This is a genomic window from uncultured Flavobacterium sp. (assembly GCF_963922255.1).
Taxonomy (GTDB): Bacteria; Bacteroidota; Bacteroidia; order Flavobacteriales; family Flavobacteriaceae; genus Flavobacterium.
Genome location: NZ_CAWUIC010000002.1, coordinates 130,746 through 151,531, shown reverse-complemented (window position 1 = coordinate 151,531; position 20,786 = coordinate 130,746). Strand labels below are relative to the sequence as shown.

The following is a 20,786-nucleotide window of genomic DNA, read 5'->3' as shown; positions in this document are numbered from 1 at the left end:
TCCAATCCAATTAAATAATGATTATATATAACGTTACTATAAATATAGACCATTCTGTTCACAACAAATGGTTACAATGGATGCAAAACAAACATATTTCAGATGTTTTAGCAACAGGTTTATTTAACAATGCAAGATTCGTAAAAGTACTTGTTCAAGAAGACGAAGGAGTCACTTATTCGGTTCAGTTCTTTTCAGATTCTAAAGAAAAACTTAACGATTATTACCAAAATCACGCACCAAGATTAAGACAAGAAGGTCTAGAACTTTTTGGTGATAAAATGTTAGCTTTTAGAACAGAACTTGAAGTTTTGAGTGAACATTTTCATAGTGAAAATTAAAATTTCTAACTTCTGAATTCTAACTTCAAAATTTCCAAAATGTCAGTAAAAGCAAAAAAACACCTAGGTCAGCACTTCTTAACAGATGAATCCATCGCACAAAAAATTGCTGATGCTATGTCGTATTCTGGCTATTCAAAAACAATTGAAGTTGGACCAGGAATGGGTGTTTTGACCAAATATTTATTAGAAAAACCTACCGAAACTTTCGTAATAGAAATTGATACGGAATCAGTGGAATATTTACAAACTCATTATCTCAATTTAGCCAATAATATTATTTCTAAAGACTTTTTAAAGTATGATTTAAATGAAGTTTTCAAAGGAGAGCAATTCGCTATTATTGGAAATTTTCCTTATAACATATCTTCACAAATTGTTTTTAAAGCTTTGGAAATGCGAAATCAAGTGCCAGAATTTGCAGGCATGTTTCAAAAAGAAGTAGCTCAAAGAATTTGTGAAAAAAAAGGAAGTAAAGTCTATGGAATTCTTTCTGTATTAACACAAGCTTTTTATGAAGCAGAATATTTATTTACGGTTCCACCAGATGTTTTTAATCCACCACCAAAAGTAGATTCAGGAGTTTTGCGTTTAACGCGAAAAGAAAATTATACTTTACCTTGTGATGAAAAACTATTTTTTCAAGTTGTAAAAACAGCTTTTAATCAAAGACGAAAGACATTAAGAAATAGTTTAAAATCCTATGCTTTTTCGGATAGTTTAAAAGAAGATGTTATCTTTGACCTTCGACCGGAACAACTTACGGTGGAACAATTTATATACATTACGCAAAAAATAGCAGCCGATGGAGTTTAAAATCAGCAAAGAATTCATTGCTCTAATAGAGCAACTTATTAGTGAAAATAAAGAACAAGAATTACATGACTTGCTTCTGGATATTCACTTTGCTGATATTGCCGAAATTATGGACGAGCTTGATAGTCACGAAGCTAGTTATATTTTCAATGCTTTAGATTCCGAAAAAACAGCTGAAATTCTTTTGGAATTAGATGAGGATGTTCGAGAAAAAATTCTTAAAAACTTAACGCCAAAAGAAATTGCAGAAGAGCTAGATGAGTTAAGTACAGATGATGCTGCCGATATTATTGCCGAACTTTCTCAAGAAAAGAAAGAACAAGTAATTTCGGAATTAGAAGATGTTGAACATGCAAAAGACATTGTTGACTTGCTTCGTTATGATGAAGATTCTGCCGGTGGTTTAATGGCAAAAGAATTAGTAAAAGTCAATGAAAATTGGAATGTTTTAACTTGTGTAAAAGAAATGAGAGCTCAAGCGGAAAACGTAACAAGAGTACATTCTATTTATGTAGTTGATGATGAAAATAGATTAAAAGGAAGGTTATCATTAAAAGATTTATTAACCACATCTACCAAAACACCAATTAGTGATGTTTATATTCCAAAAGTTGACTATGTAAAAGTTGATACTGAAAATGTTGAGGTAGCTAGAATCATGCAAAAATATGACTTAGAAGCCATTCCAGTTGTAGATGAATTAGGCAGATTAGTTGGTCGAATTACCATTGATGATATTGTCGATGTCATTAAAGAAGAAGCCGATAAAGATTATCAATTAGCAGCAGGTATCTCTCAGGATGTTGAAGCAGATGATAGTATTTTAGAGTTGACAAAAGCACGTTTACCTTGGTTGGTGTTAGCTCTTTTTGGAGGATTTATTTCGGTTCATGTTTTAGGTTTGTATGAACCAGCAATGAATGTTCATCCTGAATTATTTTTCTTTACACCACTTATAGCTGCGATGGCCGGAAATGTTGGAGTACAATCTTCCGCAATTATTGTGCAAGGTTTGGCTAATAATGCTTTATCAGGTTCTCTTTTTAATCGATTAGCAAAAGAATTAACGTTGAGTTTATTAAACGGAAGTATTTTAGCGATAATTCTAATTATTGGAAGTCATTTTATTTTAAATATTGACTATATGACTGGAATTACTGTTTCTTTAGCATTACTTTCCGTAATTATTACAGCTTCTTTGATTGGTACTTTTATTCCAATTATTTTAGACAAATACGGTGTTGATCCAGCATTGGCAACAGGTCCATTTATTACAACTAGTAATGATATAATGGGAATTGTTATTTTCTTTACTATTGCTAAAGCTATTTTAGGGTTTTAGATTAAATTTTCCTTTTTAATATATCCTTTCTTTATATTTGTTATCAAATAAATTAAAGAAATGTCACCTAACAACATAAAAATCCTTCATATTGATTCAAATAATCCTTTGTTGTGGAATCAATTGGAAGAACTAGGCTTTCACAACGAGATAGATTTCACTTCATCTAAAGAAGAAATTGAAACAAAAATCCAAAATTATCACGGAATTGTAATTCGAAGTCGTTTTAAAATTGATAAAACATTTTTAGATAAAGCTACAAACCTTCAATTTATTGCTAGAGTTGGAGCAGGTTTGGAAAGTATTGATTGTGAATATGCAACTTCAAAAAATATTCATTTAATTGCTGCTCCAGAAGGAAATAGAAATGCAGTTGGAGAACAAGCTTTGGGAATGTTACTTTCTCTTTTCAATAACCTAAACAAAGCCAATGCAGAAGTCAAAAATGGTCAATGGAACCGAGAAGCTAATCGTGGTTATGAATTAGATGGTAAAACGGTTGGAATCATTGGCTATGGAAATATGGGAAAAGCTTTTGCCAAAAAACTAAGAGGTTTTGATGTAGAAGTTTTATGCTATGACATTCAAGAAAATGTAGCTGATGCTAATGCCAAACAAGTCAGTTTACAAGAACTTCAAGAAAAAGCAGATGTATTGAGTTTGCATATTCCTTGGACACCAGAAACCGATAAAATGATGAATGCTGAATTTATAAAACAATTTAAAAAATCATTCTGGCTAATCAACACAGCTCGTGGAAAAAGTGTTGTGACTTCAGATTTAGTAGAAGCATTAAAATCTGGTAAAGTACTTGGAGCAGGTTTAGATGTCTTAGAATACGAAAAACTATCCTTTGAAAATTTATTTGATGAAGAAAGTAAAAACGAAAGCTTTGAATATTTGCGTCAAGCAGAAAATGTTTTATTAACACCTCACATTGCTGGTTGGACCTTTGAGAGTCATGAAAAATTAGCACAAACTATAGTAGATAAAATTAAGGCAATTTACTTTAAAGAAGAAGTTTCAGAAGTAGAAGAAAAGCGTGTTACTGGAATTGGTGGTTTTTTCTTTAAAACTGAAAATCCCAAAGAATTGAAGGATTGGTATAAAAATCATTTAGGGTTAAACACAGATGATTACGGTTGTACTTTTTGGTGGAATGATGAAAAAGGCAACAAATGTTCCACACAATGGAGTCCTTTTAAAAATGATACCAATTACTTTGAACCATCACAAAAACAGTTCATGCAGAACTTTAGAGTACATGATTTAGAGAGTCTTATAAAAAAATTATCGCAAGAAGGTGTAACAATTATAGATGAAATGCAGACTTATGAGTATGGAAAGTTTGCTTGGATTTTGGACCCAGAAAATAACAAAATAGAACTTTGGGAACCAATTGACTCAGCCTTTCTGTAAAAACCTAATCATCAATCATTAAAAAACTAACCAAAAATGGAAGTAATCAACTCTTTTAACAACAAACCCAACATTCCTTATTTTAAAGTAGACCCAATAGTTGTTCTAATTTTAGGATTTTTTACTTGTGGTTTATATTTAATCTATTGGAATTTAAAAATTTCAGAAGTTATTAATGCAGCCAATGAGCGTGAAGTAATTTCTCCTGTTGTGGCAATTTTAACTAGTTTTTGTGGTTTAAGTTTCTTTTTTTACTGGTTAGTGGGAAGAGATGGTTTACCAAAAATTTATGAATTAACCAATCAACCTCAAAAAGACGATTCAGTATTATTGTTAATTTTAGGTTTCTTTTTCCCAATGATTACAGCAATGATAGTTCAATCAGAAATCAATAAATTGTACTAATCAAAAACTTTATTACAAATAGAATTATGGGTATTATTGGTGCTTTTGCAGTGCTAATAATACCTTTTGTTTTAGGATTTCAAAACCATAATCATTCACTTGATAAAGAGCAATCGCTTTGTCCACTTAAAATGCTTACGGGTTTTCCTTGCCCTTCTTGCGGAATTACAAAATCAATGGTTTATTTGTATGAAGGTGATATTCTAACAAGTTTGAGTTATCATTTACTTGGACCAATAGTAGTATTCTTTGCTGTTTTTATAATTATCCTTTTTTCAGTAGAAATTAAAACAAAAAAAACATACTTTAGAGAGTGGTTTTTAAATAGAAAATTTGCTTATGCTTTAGGTGCTTTTTTAATGGTTTATCACACGATTAGATTAGTATTTTTTATAAAAGAAAACAGTTGGGATTCTATTGTGGAACAATCTATATGGGGTTGATTGTTATTTAACCATTAATTCAGCATTTATATTCCAAAGTCCAAAATAAGGATTTGTTGAATCTTTTCTTTTTAACAAAATTAAAAAAGGCTTATCAAAAATCAATTGTTTTGGTTTAGGTTTTTCTTCTATGACTTTTTCAGCAGCTTCAACTGCAAATTCCACTTTGCTTTCGATTTCTGCTCCGCTTTCATCTAATATAAAAGCAGTTCTTTGTATGATTGATTCAATTTTATATTGACGCTCAAATCCACTAAATAGATTTCCTTCTAATTTTGGAAAATTAGTTTTAATATTAAAATTAATTTTAGGAATGATTAACTTATCTTCTTCTCTAAATTGAAATTTCCAATAAAGCTTATTGTTCTGTTTTTGAATGTCAGCTAAATCAGTTAATTTTTCAATTTCTTGATTCATTTCAGAAATAGAAGTAAATTTTTCTTTCGTTTTAAATAAAATTATTTCGTGATTTTCATCTTTTGGGAGTAATTTTATTATGAAATTTTCATCATCTTTATAATAAATAATTTTTACAGAATTTATCATTTCAAATTCATCATAACCACTTAAACCAAATGACTTTACAGGTGTTTTATCAAATATCAATTTTTTATCATAACTATTCAATTTAAATTCAAATGGCAACGACTTTTTAAAAAACACATTTGCTTTTATTGTTTCGTCTTCAATTTCGATAGAAGATTCATATTCATCTTTATTTAAAGCATCAATGTAAGTTTTTGAATTATTTAAGAGTATTAAATCAATATAATTTTTATTAATGTTCGTGGGTTTTCCAGTTTCTTGTAAAATTTCGTTCCAAGCAAAAGGAAGAGTTGCACAATAAACTGCATTTTTATTATCAGAAATATTATTTTCTAAAGTTGGTAGAAATTCAGTTTTTGGAAATTTAGATAAGTCTTTAACTTCATCAAAGTTCCTTTCTTCAGTTTTGCAAGAAAGTATAAAAAAATAAATTAATAAGACAGATATTACTATTTTAAGATTCATATTTTTTACTTAAAATTCTTCTCCTTTTTTTCCAATTCAGCTTGAAACTCTTCCATAACTGGTTTAACAGTGCTTTCAGGTAAATCAGCAATTCTAATATACATTAAACCATCAACAGCATTATTGAATAAGGGATCAACGTTAAAAGCTACTACACGAGCATTTTGCTTAATATATTTCTTAATTAAAACAGGCAAACGAAGATTTCCTGGTTCAACTTCGTCAATAATTTTATCAAATTTATTCAAATCAGATTCAGTTTCATTGAATACGAAGTCTTTGTCAGCATCTTTCAGTTTAACTTTATATTCTTTTTTAGGATGAATATATTGTGCCACATAAGGATCATAATAATGTGATTTCATAAACTCAATCATCAAAGATTTAGAAAAATCAGTAAATTGATTGCTAATGCTTACACCACCAATTAAATACTTATGTTCAGGATAACGAAGCGTAGTGTGGACAATTCCTTTCCATAACAAGAATAAAGGCATTGGTTTTAGTTGGTATTCTTTGGTAATGAAAGCTCTTCCCATTTCAATAGAATTATTCATCATGTCAAATAATTCAGGTTCAAAACGAAATAATTCTTGCAAATAAAATCCATCAATTCCATATTTTGGATAAATATGAGAACCTAATCCCATTCTATAAGCACCAGCAATTAATTGTGTATCGCTGTCCCACAAAAACATATGATGATAATATTTGTCATATTGGTCTAAATCAATAGATTCATTTGTCCCTTCACCAACTTCTCTAAAAGTAATTTCTCGAAGACGACCTAATTCATGTAATATATTCGGAATTTTATCAGCAGTTATAAAAAATACCTCATAATTTTTACTTTGCAATAAACGACAATCATTTTCCTGGCAATAAGCTATTTCTTCTAGAATTTGCTCATGATTGGCTGGTAAAACTATTTGTTTTGGAGGTTTAGGTGTTGAAAGGTTTAAATTAGGAGATTTTAAAAACGAACTTTCTTTTTCAAATGAATTTGAAAGCATATATGTTTTTCTTCTCAAAAATTCTCCAAAAGATTGATTCGTTTCAAATTCGTTTTGTTCGTTAACCGAAATAGGTTTTCCAATACGAACTTTAATGACTCTGTTTTTTTGCGTTAAAACTTCACTAGGTAATTTAGCAGTTCTAAATGTTCCATTAAGTTTTGATAAAATGTAAAAAAATGTACTGTTTTTAGCATGAAAATAAATAGGAACAACGGGTACTTTCGCTTTCTTAATCAACTTCAAAGCACCTTCTTCCCAAGGTTTGTCAACAATTAAAGTACCATCTTTATAGGTTGAAACTTCTCCAGCAGGAAAAATTCCTAATGGTTTTCCTTCACTCAAATGACGTAATGTTTCTTTTAAACCAACCACACTAGATTTAACATCCTTATGATTTTCAAAAGGGTTAACTGGCATAATGTAGGGTTTCATTGGTTCAATTCTATGCAATAGAAAGTTGGCTACAATTTTAAAATCAGGCTCTCTTTCTAACATAAGTTTTAACAACAGAATACCATCAATTCCACCTAAAGGATGATTAGAAATAGTGATATAAGATCCGTCTTTTGGAATACGTTTTAAATCTTCTTCAGGGATTTCAAACTTAATTTCCAAATCATCTAATAAACCATCTAAGAAATTAATTCCACTTAAATGTTTGTTTCGATTGTATATTTTGTTGAGAGTAGATATTTTGGTTAACTTCATTAGTAACCATCCTAAAAAAGTCCCAACAAAACCATATTTGTCTAAGTTAATAGCTTTCGCTACTTCTTTGGCAGAAACTAATCCCATTTATTTTGTTTGTTTTTTGTGCAAGAAACAAAGATAAACAAAACAAATTAAATCAAAACCTTTAAAAAAAGTAGATATCAACAATTAAAAACACACAGCAAAATTGCTCATAACGATGTTAATAAATATATAAAGGAGTTTATATTTCCATTAGCTTTTTAGTACTTTTGAAAGAAATAAAATTAAAGCATGAAAATAATCTCTTATAATGTAAACGGCATTCGAGCAGCTATTAATAAAGGATTTGTTGAATGGTTGCAACAAGCAAATCCAGATGTAATATGTCTGCAAGAAATCAAAGCCAACGAAGATCAAATTCCAACTGAAGAAATTACAAAAGCAGGTTATCCTTATCAATATTATTTTTCGGCTCAGAAAAAAGGATATAGTGGTGTTGCCATTTTAAGTAAAACCAAACCAAAGCATGTTGAATATGGTTCAGGAATAGAACACATGGATTTTGAAGGAAGAATTCTTCGTGCTGATTTTAATGATGTATCAGTGATGAGTTTGTATTTGCCTTCAGGAACAAATATCGACCGATTAGATCATAAATTTATGTTCATGGATGATTTCCAAAAATATATAGATGAACTAAAAGTTACTTTTCCTTATCTAGTAATTTGTGGAGATTATAATATTTGCCATGAAGCCATTGATATTCATGATCCAATTAGAAATAAAACTGTTTCAGGATTTTTACCAGAGGAAAGAGCTTGGTTAGACAAATTCATGAAAGCTGGATTTATAGATTCATTCCGACATTTTAATAAAGAACCTCACAATTATAGTTGGTGGAGTTACAGAGCAGGAGCAAGAGGTAACAACAAAGGCTGGAGAATTGATTATTGTTTGGTAAATGAAACGTTAAAAGATAGACTTTCAAGAGCTTTAATTCTGCCAGAAGCCAAACATTCTGATCATTGCCCAGTTCTAGTAGAAATAGATTAATTTTTAAAAGCTAATCGCGCTGTCCATTACAACATTTTTGCAAAAACAGCGTTTTTCTAACTGTAAAAAGAGCTTCTTAGGTCGCTTTTTTACAGCAACAAAAACAGCCGTTTATCACAAAAAGGGTTTTCATTACCATCACGGCTAAAACACAAATATTCAATATAATAAGATAAATAAAAAAAGAAAATGATAAAAAAACTTGCCCTAAGTTTAGTAATAGTTGGACTAACAACTTCATGTGTTTCAAAGAAAATATACAATGATTTAGAAAACAAATTTGCCGATTTAAAAAAAGAACGCAACAATTTATTTGACGAAAACACAGCATTAACAAAAGACAAAAACGCTTTAGATATTCAAGTGAAAGATTTACAATCTCAATTAGTTAAAACAAAATCTGAAAGAGATAAATTAGCTACAGATTATGCAGCAACTAAGAAAAATTATGACAATTTAAAAGCTTCTTATGATGCTTTAGAAAAAGATAGTAACCAAGCTTTAGCAGCCAATATCAATAAAAACAGAGAATTGTTAGCAGAATTAGATGCCAAACAAAAAGTGTTAAGTGCAGAACAAGACAGACTAAACAAATTAAAATCAGATTTAGAAGCTAGTTCAAAACGTTTAAATGAATTAGAAGAAATGATTGCAGCCAAAGATGCTGGCATGAAAAAATTAAAAGATAATTTGTCAAAAGCATTGAATGCATTCGAAGGAAAAGGATTAACTGTAGAACAAAGAAACGGAAAAGTATATGTTTCCATGGAAAACAAATTGTTATTCGAATCAGGAAGTTGGACTGTTGGAACTGAAGGTAAAAAAGCAGTAGTTGCATTAGGAAAAGTATTAGGTGAAAATCCAGAAATTTCAGTTTTAATTGAAGGTCACACGGATAATGATAAATTTTCTGGAAGCATTGGTTCTGTGGAGAACAATTGGGATTTATCAACCAAAAGAGCCACAGCCATTGTTAACATCTTATCTGAAAATAAAGCAATAGATAAAAAGAATTTAACAGCAGCTGGTCGTGGAGAATATGCTCCAATGGCATCCAATGACACAGCAGAAGGAAAAGCAAAAAACAGAAGAATCGAAATTATTTTAACTCCAAAATTAGATGAGATTTCTAAGATGTTGGAGGATTTTTAAACAGTTTTCTTACTGTAATAGTATATAACACTAAAAGGAATGTTCATTAATTTAATCAAATAGACATTCCTTTTTATTTTAAAAATAATTTGATGAAAACACTTTTTCTTTTGATAGTATTGCCGTTCACTTTTTTTGGTCAAACTAAAGTTTCAGATGAAAAAAAAGCGATGGATTTAATTCATATTTGGGGATTGCTAAAATATCAACATCCAGAAATTAGTGAAGGAAAATATAATTTTGATAACGAATTTATTAGTGAGTTTAATAAAATTCAGAGCCTTACAACTCAAGAGGAACTTAATCGCGAATTTGAAAATTGGATAGCAAGTTTTGAAACGAAAAAGACCAATTATAAATCAAATAAAAAACTTTTAAAAAACAAAAAATTATTTACTAAAAACGCAGATTTTACATGGATTGAAAATTCAAATTTTAGTACAGATTTGGTTCAATTATTGAATAAAGTCAAAACCAATGGTTCTTACGGAAAATATTATGCAAAAATAAACCCACTAGCTAGCATGGTTTCTTTTCCAAACGATAAAGGATATGATAATTTTGATGCAAAAGAAACCTCAAATAGAATGTTATTTTTAGCTTCTTTTTGGAATACTATGCGTTATTGGAATGTGAATATTTATCTAACAGAAACACCTTGGGAAAGAGTTTTAGTTGAAATTATCCCTGAATTTTTATCTAATGATATCGATACTTATGAATTAGCAAAAGACAAACTTTTTTCTAAATTGAATGATTCTCATTCTAATTATAGTGACAGTTATTTATTTAAAGATATTTCTATTAAAAATTCCCTTTACGGTGGAAGAGTTATCAACGATACTTTAGTAATTAAAACAGTTTTTAATAAAGAATTATCGGATAAAGAAGGTATTGAATTAGGGGATTTGATTTATAAAATCGATAACAAAAAAATAAGCGAATATTACAATGAAAATTTTTCAAATAGAATCAGTGCTTCAAATGAAAATTATTTAAAATCCTGTCTGCAAGGCTATTATTTACTTTCTGGGAAAGCTGAAACGCTTAAAGTTGAAGTTATTAAAAAGGATAAATCATCAAAACTCGTTGGAATTAAACTTTATCGTAATGGAGATTACAAGTACGAACCAGTAAATTTAGGAATAAACACAGTTGAAAATTATAATGCAATAAACGATTCTATTGGCTATATTAATTTAAAAAAAATAACAAAAAAAGAATTAAAAACAGCATTTAAAACTTTTGAAAACAAAAAGGGAATTATTATAGATTTAAGAAATTACCCTAAAAATTTAAGTCAATCAGATGTTCCTAAATATCTTCTTCCAAAAGGAAAACAATTTATGAAAGCATTAGTTCCATTAGCTCCTTCTTTTGCAGAATATGATATAAAAACAAAGTTACGATTTATATATAATCCATTTTCTACGGGTAAAAAAAACAAGAACTATTACAAAGGAAAAGTAATTTTATTAGTAGATAGAAAAACTGGAAGTATGGCAGAATATTTCGCAATGGCAATCCAACAAGCTCCAAATTGTACTACCATTGGAGAACAAACTTTTGGAGCAGTTATGAATCGTAACCCAGTAATTCTTGCTGATAAAACTGAAATCGATTTTACGGGTATGGGTGCATTTTATCCAAATGATGTAGAAGTTCAAAGAAAAGGAATAAAACTAGATTATGAAGTTGTTGAAAATGCTTTAAATTATAACCCAAATTTATACATAGAAGAAGCAATCAAGTTAATTGATAAAGAATAGATATGACAAAAAGCTTATCCTTGATTCAAACTAATCTATATGATAAATTAAATTATAATATTTTTGAATTAATAACTGAAAAAGAAAGTCAAGAATATGAAGCATGCAGCTTTAAGTTAGACAACAAAAATATTATTTGTAGAACTTCTAAAATCACACCAAAAAAAATTGGACAATTTGTAACTTTTTGGAAAAGAAATAAAGATGGAATTACTGAACCTTTTTTTGAAACGGACATATTCGATTATTATGTAATCAATGTTCAATCAGAAAATAAAATGGGTCAATTTGTAATCCCAAAATCGGTTTTGATTGAAAAAGGAATTATTTCAACTTCAAAAAAAGAAGGTAAAAGAGGTTTTAGAGTTTATCCAATTTGGGACAAAACGATAAGCAAACAAGCTGTTGCAACTCAAAAATGGCAATTGAATTATTTTTTTGAGATAAATGATGACTTAGATCTGAGTTTTGTCAAAAAGCTATATTCAAATTAAAAGCATTAGAATCTTGTTAGTTGAAAAGCAAAACAGGTTTTATTTTTATTAAACCTACTAGCTTAGTATCTTTGCAAACCAGAAACTTAAAAATATGAAATACACAACTCTTCCAAATTCTGATATAAAAATTAGTAAAATTTGTCTAGGCACCATGACTTTTGGCAATCAAAATACCGAAGCCGAAGCTCATTCACAATTAGATTATGCTGTTGAACGAGGTATAAATTTCATCGATACAGCAGAAATGTATCCCATAGGAGGAAATGCTCAAATTTTTGGAAGTACAGAAAGACATATTGGTACATGGATCAATAAAATTGGTCAAGCTGAAAGAGAAAAATTAGTTGTGGCAACCAAAATTGCTGGTCCAAATCGTGGAATGGATTATATTCGTCAACCGTTAGATTTTTCTAAAAAGAACATTATTGATGCTGTAGAATTAAGTTTGAAAAATTTACAAACAGATTATATCGATTTATACCAAATGCATTGGCCAGAACGTATTATGAATATGTTTGGACAAAGAGGTGTTCAAAAAATAGATGAAAATTGGCAGTATTCTATTCTGGAAATTCTGCATGTTTTTGATGGTTTAATAAAAGAAGGAAAAATAAAGCATATTGGTGTTTCAAACGAAAACCCTTATGGAGTGATGCGTTATTTGATAGAAAGTGAAAAACATAATTTGCCTAAAATTGCTACGATTCAAAACCCATATTCCTTGTTAAATCGTTTGTATGAAGTTGGACTTTCAGAAATTTGTATGCGAGAAAATGTCGGATTACTAGCCTATTCACCATTAGCATTTGGTTTTCTAACTGGAAAATATTTAAATGGATATCCAGAGCAATCGAGAATGAATGTTTTTCCTCAGTTTACAAGATATACCAATGAGAATTGTTTCGAAGCCACAAAATTATACAAAGAATTAGCTGAAGCGAATGGATTATCTCTTAACGAAATGGCTTTAGCATTCGTAAATCAACAAGATTTGGTTACTTCTACAATTATTGGAGCAACTTCGATTCAACAATTAAAAGCGAACATTGATGCATTTGATATTGTTTTATCTGATAATATTTTATCTGAAATTGATAAAATTCAGGAAATGATTCCAAATCCAGCACCTTAAATCAGTGTTTAGTGCTCTGTTTTTAGTAAGCAGTTTAACTGAACACTAAAAACAGAGCACTGAATTCTATTCTACAAATTATCTATTATTTTATCTTTTGGATATTTCACCTTATAACTAATCCTGATTTTCTTAGTTTCATTTGGTGCGAGTTTTAATTCCCATGTCATGACACCCGTTTCTTCGTTGACTTTTGCTTTATCTTTTTCTAAAACTTCAATGGTAATTTCTTTGTCAGTACTTATAGGATATTGATCTTTTAAAAGCATTTCAACAGCTTCTTTTTTGTTATTTCTAACAGTTATATCATAAGTAAACGTTTGCTCTTTATAGGATGATAAGAATTTTGTACCCGATTTATCAGTTACTTTTTCACGTTTTATGGAAATTTTTTTATCTCTTCCCATTGATAAACTCAAAGTATCCGCGGTTTGATTTGGATTGATGAATGTTTTTCCAACATACATGCCTTCAAAAATAATGTTGGCTTCACCAGGTAATAAGTTTAATTTAGAATAATCATTAATTTGTGCCAATAAGAAAGCTTCTTTTTCAACTCTTGGAACAGCATAATATCTGTAAGATGCTGGTAATTTAATTTCTTTCAAGGCAACACTATGTGCTTTTCCGTTAGATAAGATGTCATAAGGAATATCTATGTCGAAAGAAACGTTTAGTTGGTTTTCATTAACTGTTGTATAATTTGAAATTGACGATTCTTCCATTTCATCAGCCTGAATTTTTAATCCAGAAGATTTTCCTTGTATTCTATTCATTGTTGCATTTTGATTTAAATAACCATAAGCAGCCATTGGATTTCCATACCTCAAAAACCATGATTGTAAAATGGGTGCTTCATTATTCTGATTTGGATTTCCACTTGATAATGTTAGCTTCACTTTTTTCCAATCAATTCCTGTGTTTTGAATTACTTTTGCTTTGTACATCATGTTGATGGGTTCGTTGATGTTTTCAGCACGTAAATCATAAAATGGTTGCCAAGAAGCGTTGTTGGTCATATAATTTATATCCAAATTTACATTGCCAGCGACTTCATTCATCACTTGAAGAATTAATTTTCCTCTTGATGTTTTTTCTTCGTTTTTGGTATTTATTTCAAGCTTAGAATTTAGTTTTTTCAATTGTTCATTCAACTTGTTTTCTTTTTCTTGAAATGTTGTGATTGCGTTATTTAATTCAGTTCTTTTAGCTTTATAATAATCCACTAACTTCATCAATTCCATAACATTTAACCCCGAATTTTGACCAGCTACTTGTTGGTTTTTATCCAATAATTCAACTGTTTTTGAATGTGAAGTTTTATCAATTTGAATTTTTGCAATTTCTTTCTGAACTAAAGTAATACTATCTCTCACTTTTTTAATAGCAGGATTACTTTCGTCAATTTCATATTCAGAAATATAATTTTGGGTAAACTGAACTGAAAGTACAGTCAACGAACTTGGAGCACCAATTTGAACGGTATTTTCATTCAAATAATCAGCTACATTTTTAATGACAATTTCACTTGTTCCTTTTGGAAGATTTAAGGTAGTCGATTGCGAAAGTTCAGCACCATTCGTATAAACGGTTGCTGCATTTACTTTTGCAGAAGTAAAAATGGGTTTTTGAGCCCATGCAATTACTGAAATAAAAAGCGTTAAGAGTAAGAGTATTTTTTTCATGATAGTATATTTTCTATTTAATAGTAAGAGCATGTTTTTTATGAAAAGGTTGGAAAGGAATGAATTTTTTTATTTTGGAAAGCTATCAATGAGAAATAAAATCTGTTATTATCATTATTGAAATTAACACAAATCCAATCCAGTAAAAAGCTTTAGCAAATTTTATAATTTGATTTTTGTTTTGGATAAAAAACTTTAATGGTTGTTTGTCCAAATTGCTAAAATTGTATTCTTTATGAAATTTTTCAGCGCGATTTATTACAAATTCAATTACATATTTATTCCATAAATAGATAACTATGAATAAAAATAATATAGTCAAGAGTACATTTAAAAATTCCATGATTTAATTTTTAAATTTAGAGTTGATTGATAAATGTTTACCCAAACAAAACCCCAACCACATCTTCAATTTTAGCCACTAAAACCACTTTGATTGTGGTATTTTTTAAAGAAATTTTGTTGTGTTTGGAAACTAAAATAGTAGTAAAACCTAATTTTTCTGCTTCTTGAATACGTTGGTCAATTCTGTTAACTGGACGAATTTCTCCTGATAAACCAACTTCACCGGCAAAACAAAACCCATCTTCAATAGCAATGTCTTCATTGGAAGATAAAATAGCTGCAACAACCGCTAAATCAATAGCAGTATCATCTACATTAATTCCACCAGTTATATTCAAAAAAACATCTTTTGTACCTAAACGGAAACCAGCTCTTTTTTCTAATACAGCCAAAATCATGTTTAAACGTTTGGCATTATAACCTGTTGTGCTTCGTTGAGGTGTTCCATAAACTGCAGAACTTACAAGCGATTGAATTTCAATCATCAAAGGTCGCATTCCTTCTAAAGTACAAGCAATGGCAGTTCCAGAAAGCTGTTCGTCTTTGTGTGAAATTAAGATTTCAGAGGGATTGTCTACTTCGCGTAAGCCACTTCCTAACATTTCATAAATGCCTAATTCAGCTGTAGAACCAAAACGGTTTTTTAAACTTCTCAAAATTCTATACACATGATTTCTGTCACCTTCAAACTGAAGAACAGTATCCACCATATGCTCTAATATTTTTGGACCAGCAATGGTTCCATCTTTTGTGATGTGTCCAATTAAAATAACAGGAACATTTGATTCTTTAGCATATTTTATCAACTCAGCTGTACATTCACGAATTTGAGAAATACTTCCTGCAGAAGATTCGATATAATCAGTATGTAAGGTTTGAATGGAATCTATAATTACAATTTCGGGTTCAATATCTTGAATTTGTCTAAAGATGTTTTGCGTTTTGGTTTCCGTAAGAATATAGCAATTATCACTATTTGGTGTAATTCTTTCGGCACGCATTTTTATTTGTTTTTGGCTTTCTTCACCAGAAACATAAAGCGTTTTATAGGGTAATTTTAAAGAGATTTGAAGTAAAAGCGTACTTTTTCCAATTCCAGGTTCACCACCTAATAGAATTAAGGAACCAGGAACAATTCCACCACCAAGAACTCGGTTTAGTTCGTTGTCTGTTGTATTTAATCGAACTTCTTGAGAAGAATCTATTTCTTTAATTAATAAAGGTTTAGCGGCTTTTGAAGTTGAACCAGAATCACTTTTCCAAGTTTTCTTTTCTTCTTTTTGAATAATTTCTTCAACAATAGTATTCCATTGTTTGCAATTGTGACATTGTCCTTGCCATTTAGAGAAAGGAGTACCACAATTTTGACAAAAAAAAGATGTTTTTACTTTACTCATTATATGCCAGCTCTTTTTCTTTTTAAATCTTCTAATTTTTCTAGCATAAATCCTTTGGTGAACATGCCTATATCTTTTGAAGTATATCCTTTCTCAACAGCTTTTATAGCTTTATCATAATTGCCTTCTTTTTCATAATAAGAAGCTTCAATAAAATACTGTAACATAGTTTTAGGATATTCTTTGCTGGCTAATTTTTCTAAATTTCTTAATTCGTCAGTTGTTCCATTCTTCATGATAAGATTTTGAATGGCCATAAAGTCAATTAATCTTATTTTCATATCTACTCCATAGAGAACATTAATGTTTTTATATTTTTCAGTTAGATAATCAATAAATCCGCTATTTGTGTCTTGAAGTTCCTTGTATTCTTGTTTGTTTATAGGTTGATATCCTTTAAAAACATGGTATAAGGCTTGTGGAACAGCAACTGGAACCATCGAATAATGTGAAAAGCCATCTAATTGTAAATATTTATAAGACACATTTTTATTCAAAACGGTTTTAAGATTTTCATCAAGCAGTTTTACTTTTTCATAAATTGATTTTTCATCGGTTGGAGAAGACACTTGAAAATAACTAATAGGTTTTGACATCATTGTCATTCTATCCTCAATTCTATTTTCCATATCATAGGGTAAATCTGGGCAAAATGAGATATAAGCATCAAAAATGGGATCGTCTTTATAAAGAAAAAAGTTTAAAAAACCAGCCGTAACATCATGTCCAGCAATTGCTTTGAAAGAAACTGTTCTATAATTGCTATTGATGTATGGAATTACTTCAGATGCGATAAATTCATAGAAATTCCCGCTTTTTTCAGTTGGTAAACCATCTTCATCACTTTTGGAATCAATAAGTCTGTCATTATTTTTTCCTTGATGAATTCCAACTAAAATAACCTCTGGCAAATCATCAAAATAATAACCATATTGTAAGGAACCGTTGAAGGGTTCCATTAAATATTCACCATCTAAAAGATAAATTACAGGATAATTTTTTTTAGATTCAAATTCATAAGAAGGAGGTAAAATAATAGAAATCTGTCTTGGCTTTCCAAGTTTATTTGAATCAATTGTTTCTGTCTTCTTTTGTGCAATAGAACTTAAAGAGGACAAAATTGCAAGTAGTATATATACATATTTCATGATCTTGTTTTTTGTAAAGGAACTGCAATTTAATTATTTATTTATGTTTATTAAAAAAATGCAATAATAAATACGATAAAAGTCCTAATAATATGGTAAGTAGAGTTTGAGAAGTCCAGATAATCCAACCTAAAGCAGCACCCGCACCTTTATTGATGCCATAAAGTAATAAAACGGTTTGTATAGAAATTGGAAACGCTCCTATTCCTCCATTTGTAAAACCAATAGCGACACTACCAAAAATGAATCCCATTATTACAATACTAAATGAAATGTCAGCTGTTTCCGGAATTGCAAAGATGCATACATAAAACATCATTAAATAAGAAAACCAAATGAAAAATGAAAAAAACAGGTATTTCCAACGATCTTTCATTACTAAAATACTTGTCATTCCTTCTATTAAGCCCGCAAATTTTTCTTTTATTTTGCTGATAATTTTCCAATTAGATCGAAACCAAATTAATAAAAAAAGGATGCTTAAAACAAATCCAAAAGATCCAATCATGATTAATTTCGAGGGAGAAATATTTCTGAAAATAAAATCGCTTATTGTGTTAAATTGTAACACAAAAGCAATGATTACAAACAGTAGAAAGATCAATAAATCAACTACTCTTTCGGCTACTATAGTGCCAAATCCTTTGTCAAAAGGTACTTTTTCATATTTCTTTAACAGTACAGCCCTGGTGACTTCTCCAGAACGAGGAATGGTTAAATTTACTAAATAGGCAACTCCAACAGCAAAAAAATTATTATAAATTGTTGTGTCATAACCTAAGTGATTTAAACTATATTTCCACCTATAAGCTCTTGCCCAATAACCAACAAGAGCTATACAAAGCGATAAAAAAACATAATTATAATCTGCATTTTTAAAGTACAGCTTTATGTTTTCTAATTGCTCTGAAGTAAGGTTTGTGTATTGGTAAGATATAAGCCCAATTCCAATTAGTAGAGGAATTGTTAAACTAGCTATCTTTTTAAATGGCGAAGCCAATTAATTTAAAAAATTAGTTTCTTCATTTGGAAAAACCAACGCAGGCTTGAATTTTTTTGCCTCTTCAATAGACAAAATACCATAGGCAATGATGATTATAATATCACCTTTATGAACTTTTCTAGCTGCTGGTCCATTCAATGTTATTTCTCCAGTATTGCGACCACCTTTAATGGTGTAAGTCTCAAAACGTTCTCCATTATTGATATTAACTATTTGAACTTTTTCACCTTCAATTAAGTTAGCGGCTTCCATTAAGCTCTCATCAATAGTTATACTTCCAATATAATTTAAATCGGCTCCAGTTACAGTTACTCTGTGAATCTTGGATTTTACTACGTGAATTTGCATGGTGCAAAAATAATTAATTAAGTGAAATATTATCTATTAATCTGATATTATCTATAAAAACCGCAATGAAAGCTCTATATTTTTTATTTTTAGATTTTCTGAGGCAAGTTTTTAAAGTAGTTTCTTCAGCAATTTCAAAATATTCCAAGGTTATTTTTTTGTTTTTTTCAAATGAACTTTCTACCCATTTAGTTACTTCTTTAGCACTTTTTGTGCCAAACATTTTTTTAGCAGTTACTAAAGTTTTGTAAATTACAGAAGCCTCTTCTCGGTCAATTTTGGAAAGTCTTTCATTTCTTGAACTCATAGCTAATCCATTTTTTTCTCTAAATATCGGACAGCCAACTATGTTTACTTTTATATTATTATTAGCAACTAATTTTTTTACAATTTGCAATTGCTGGAAATCTTTTTCTCCAAAATAAGCATTAGTTGGTTGCACGATTTCGAATAGTTTTTTTACAATTGTGCCAACACCATCAAAATGTCCTGGACGATGTTTCCCTTCCATTTCATGTTCAATTCCGTCATAATTAAACGAGGTTGAGTTGGTTTTTCCTTCATAAATATCTTCTACAGATGGAGCAAAAACAATGCAATCTGGACAAACTGTTTTTATTTTTTCAATATCCCTTTCTAATGTTCTAGGGTATTTTTCTAAATCTGAAGCGTTATTAAACTGTGTAGGGTTTACAAAAATGCTAATCACATTGAATTGATTCTCAGCAGAGGATTTTTTTATTAATGATAGATGACCTTGATGAAGAGCACCCATTGTTGGGATAAAACCTATGGCACAATTCTTGTCCCAAATTGTTTTTAAATAAGCAGTTAAAAGCGCTTTTTCTTTAAAAATTTGCATCAATAATAATAATAAATTGACTGCAAACTTACTATTTTAGTAGATAAATACATAAAATTTTGTAATTTTGCATGTTTTACAATTAGAAAATAAACAATTTTATGGAGGATAAAAGGATTTTGTATGTGTCATCTGAAGTAGTTCCTTACTTGGCCGAAAACGAGGTGTCGATACAATCTTATGAATTACCAAAAATGATTAATGATTTAGGAGGGCAAATTAGAATTTTTATGCCTAGATATGGTAATATTAACGAAAGAAGACATCAATTACACGAAGTTATACGTTTGTCAGGAATGAATTTGGTAGTAAATGATGTAGATATGCCTCTGATTATTAAAGTAGCTTCTATTCCAAAAGAAAGAATTCAGGTTTACTTTATTGATAATGATGAATATTTTAAAAGAAAAGCTACATTTTCTGATGAAGAAGGTGTTTTGTATCCAGATAATGACGAAAGAGCAATCTTTTTTGCAAAAGGAGTTGTTGAAACAGTTAAAAAGTTAAATTGGGTTCCAGATGTTATTCATGTTCATGGTTGGATGGCTTCTTTATTGCCAATTTACTTAAAGCATTATTATAAAAATGAAGGAATTTTTAATGAAACAAAAATTATAACTTCAGTATATAACCAGTCTTTTGAAGGAGAATTAGATGTTAATTTGATCAATAAAATGATTTTTGATGAAATTCCTGAAAAGAGCATTTCAGATTTGAAAAAACCAAATTATGAAAACTTATTAATGGCATCAATTCAGCATTCAGATGGTATTGTAATTGCATCAAATGACTTGTCTTCAAGTTTAACAAAATATATAGAAAGTTCAAAAAAACCTTTTTTACCTTTCACCCCTAAAGAAAGCTTCAATGAAGTTTATACAGATTTCTTAAAAAATAAGGTTTAAAAAT

The 20,786-nt window shown here is 29.5% G+C and carries 20 protein-coding genes and 1 pseudogene; 13 read left to right on the top strand and 8 right to left on the bottom strand.

All coding sequences use genetic code 11. The features are described 5' to 3' along the window. Nucleotides 1-17: 17 nt before the first annotated feature. From AABJ49_RS02750 to AABJ49_RS02720, 7 genes and pseudogenes are all read left to right on the top strand, one after another. Nucleotides 18-341: a DUF4286 family protein gene (locus AABJ49_RS02750; protein ID WP_338375931.1), complete on the top strand. Its 324-nt coding sequence runs from the start codon at nucleotides 18-20 to the stop codon at nucleotides 339-341. A gap of 39 nt (nucleotides 342-380) precedes the next feature. Next, the gene (gene rsmA, locus AABJ49_RS02745) at nucleotides 381-1,157 is read left to right on the top strand and encodes a 16S rRNA (adenine(1518)-N(6)/adenine(1519)-N(6))-dimethyltransferase RsmA (RefSeq protein ID WP_338375929.1); all 777 of its coding nucleotides are present in this window, start codon (nucleotides 381-383) and stop codon (nucleotides 1,155-1,157) included. Next, entirely contained in the window at nucleotides 1,147-2,499 is a 1,353-nt protein-coding gene (gene mgtE, locus AABJ49_RS02740; protein ID WP_338375928.1) for a magnesium transporter, read from the top strand. Before rsmA ends, mgtE begins: the two co-directional genes overlap by 11 nt. A 60-nt stretch (nucleotides 2,500-2,559) precedes the next feature. Then, a pseudogene (locus AABJ49_RS02735) lies at nucleotides 2,560-3,507 on the top strand (2-hydroxyacid dehydrogenase); the annotation flags it as partial. Continuing rightward, complete coding sequence (locus AABJ49_RS02730; protein WP_338376181.1) at nucleotides 3,481-3,918, top strand: VOC family protein; 438 nt, start codon at nucleotides 3,481-3,483, stop codon at nucleotides 3,916-3,918. The pseudogene AABJ49_RS02735 and the gene AABJ49_RS02730, both read left to right, overlap by 27 nt. Nucleotides 3,919-3,954: 36 nt before the next feature. Next, a complete protein-coding gene (locus AABJ49_RS02725; RefSeq protein ID WP_338375926.1) occupies nucleotides 3,955-4,323 on the top strand; it encodes a DUF4234 domain-containing protein in 369 nt (122 codons plus the stop codon). A 26-nt stretch (nucleotides 4,324-4,349) separates the two neighbouring features. Next, complete coding sequence (locus tag AABJ49_RS02720) at nucleotides 4,350-4,766, top strand: DUF2752 domain-containing protein (RefSeq protein WP_338375924.1); 417 nt, start codon at nucleotides 4,350-4,352, stop codon at nucleotides 4,764-4,766. A gap of 3 nt (nucleotides 4,767-4,769) precedes the next feature. Here AABJ49_RS02720 and AABJ49_RS02715 read toward each other — a convergent pair whose 3' ends face one another. Both AABJ49_RS02715 and AABJ49_RS02710 read right to left on the bottom strand, forming a co-directional pair. After that, the gene (locus AABJ49_RS02715) at nucleotides 4,770-5,777 is read right to left on the bottom strand and encodes a serpin family protein (protein WP_338375922.1); all 1,008 of its coding nucleotides are present in this window, start codon (nucleotides 5,775-5,777) and stop codon (nucleotides 4,770-4,772) included. Nucleotides 5,778-5,782: 5 nt separating this feature from the next. Next, nucleotides 5,783-7,588: a lysophospholipid acyltransferase family protein gene (locus AABJ49_RS02710; RefSeq protein WP_338375920.1), complete on the bottom strand. Its 1,806-nt coding sequence runs from the start codon at nucleotides 7,586-7,588 to the stop codon at nucleotides 5,783-5,785. A 189-nt stretch (nucleotides 7,589-7,777) separates the two neighbouring features. Between AABJ49_RS02710 and AABJ49_RS02705 the strand changes: the two genes are divergently transcribed. The 5 genes from AABJ49_RS02705 to AABJ49_RS02685 all read left to right on the top strand — a co-directional run bounded on the left by AABJ49_RS02705 (nucleotide 7,778) and on the right by AABJ49_RS02685 (nucleotide 13,089). Then, on the top strand, nucleotides 7,778-8,539 hold the full coding sequence (locus AABJ49_RS02705; RefSeq protein WP_338375919.1) for an exodeoxyribonuclease III: 762 nt from the start codon (nucleotides 7,778-7,780) through the stop codon (nucleotides 8,537-8,539). A 189-nt stretch (nucleotides 8,540-8,728) separates the two neighbouring features. After that, nucleotides 8,729-9,691: an OmpA family protein gene (locus AABJ49_RS02700; protein WP_338375917.1), complete on the top strand. Its 963-nt coding sequence runs from the start codon at nucleotides 8,729-8,731 to the stop codon at nucleotides 9,689-9,691. A 92-nt stretch (nucleotides 9,692-9,783) separates the two neighbouring features. Then, nucleotides 9,784-11,460, top strand: a complete 1,677-nt coding sequence (locus AABJ49_RS02695; protein ID WP_338375915.1) for a S41 family peptidase — start codon at nucleotides 9,784-9,786, stop codon at nucleotides 11,458-11,460. Nucleotides 11,461-11,462: 2 nt separating this feature from the next. Further along, complete coding sequence (locus AABJ49_RS02690) at nucleotides 11,463-11,954, top strand: MepB family protein (protein WP_338375913.1); 492 nt, start codon at nucleotides 11,463-11,465, stop codon at nucleotides 11,952-11,954. Nucleotides 11,955-12,048: 94 nt separating this feature from the next. Continuing rightward, nucleotides 12,049-13,089 carry an aldo/keto reductase gene (locus AABJ49_RS02685; RefSeq protein WP_338375911.1) on the top strand — a complete coding sequence of 347 codons (1,041 nt, stop codon included), beginning with the start codon at nucleotides 12,049-12,051 and terminating at the stop codon, nucleotides 13,087-13,089. 71 nt (nucleotides 13,090-13,160) lie between these two features. Here the strand turns inward: AABJ49_RS02685 and AABJ49_RS02680 are convergent, their stop codons facing one another. From AABJ49_RS02680 to panC, 6 genes are all read right to left on the bottom strand, one after another. After that, entirely contained in the window at nucleotides 13,161-14,774 is a 1,614-nt protein-coding gene (locus AABJ49_RS02680) for a DUF4139 domain-containing protein (RefSeq protein ID WP_338375909.1), read from the bottom strand. 380 nt (nucleotides 14,775-15,154) lie between these two features. Beyond that, nucleotides 15,155-16,516, bottom strand: coding sequence for a DNA repair protein RadA (gene radA, locus AABJ49_RS02675; protein WP_338375907.1), 1,362 nt, complete (start codon nucleotides 16,514-16,516; stop codon nucleotides 15,155-15,157). Beyond that, complete coding sequence (locus AABJ49_RS02670; RefSeq protein ID WP_338375905.1) at nucleotides 16,516-17,664, bottom strand: alpha/beta hydrolase-fold protein; 1,149 nt, start codon at nucleotides 17,662-17,664, stop codon at nucleotides 16,516-16,518. The genes radA and AABJ49_RS02670 overlap by 1 nt, the downstream gene beginning before the upstream one ends. A 37-nt stretch (nucleotides 17,665-17,701) precedes the next feature. After that, nucleotides 17,702-18,664 (bottom strand): lysylphosphatidylglycerol synthase transmembrane domain-containing protein, encoded by a 963-nt coding sequence (locus AABJ49_RS02665; RefSeq protein WP_338375902.1) that lies wholly within the window; start codon nucleotides 18,662-18,664, stop codon nucleotides 17,702-17,704. Continuing rightward, nucleotides 18,665-19,015 carry an aspartate 1-decarboxylase gene (gene panD, locus AABJ49_RS02660; RefSeq protein ID WP_338375900.1) on the bottom strand — a complete coding sequence of 117 codons (351 nt, stop codon included), beginning with the start codon at nucleotides 19,013-19,015 and terminating at the stop codon, nucleotides 18,665-18,667. A 13-nt stretch (nucleotides 19,016-19,028) separates the two neighbouring features. Beyond that, nucleotides 19,029-19,877: a pantoate--beta-alanine ligase gene (panC, locus tag AABJ49_RS02655; protein WP_338375899.1), complete on the bottom strand. Its 849-nt coding sequence runs from the start codon at nucleotides 19,875-19,877 to the stop codon at nucleotides 19,029-19,031. Between the two features lie 101 nt (nucleotides 19,878-19,978). Here panC and AABJ49_RS02650 point away from each other — a divergent pair, with 101 nt between their 5' ends. Then, nucleotides 19,979-20,782 carry a glycogen/starch synthase gene (locus tag AABJ49_RS02650; protein ID WP_338375897.1) on the top strand — a complete coding sequence of 268 codons (804 nt, stop codon included), beginning with the start codon at nucleotides 19,979-19,981 and terminating at the stop codon, nucleotides 20,780-20,782. Nucleotides 20,783-20,786: the final 4 nt, after the last annotated feature.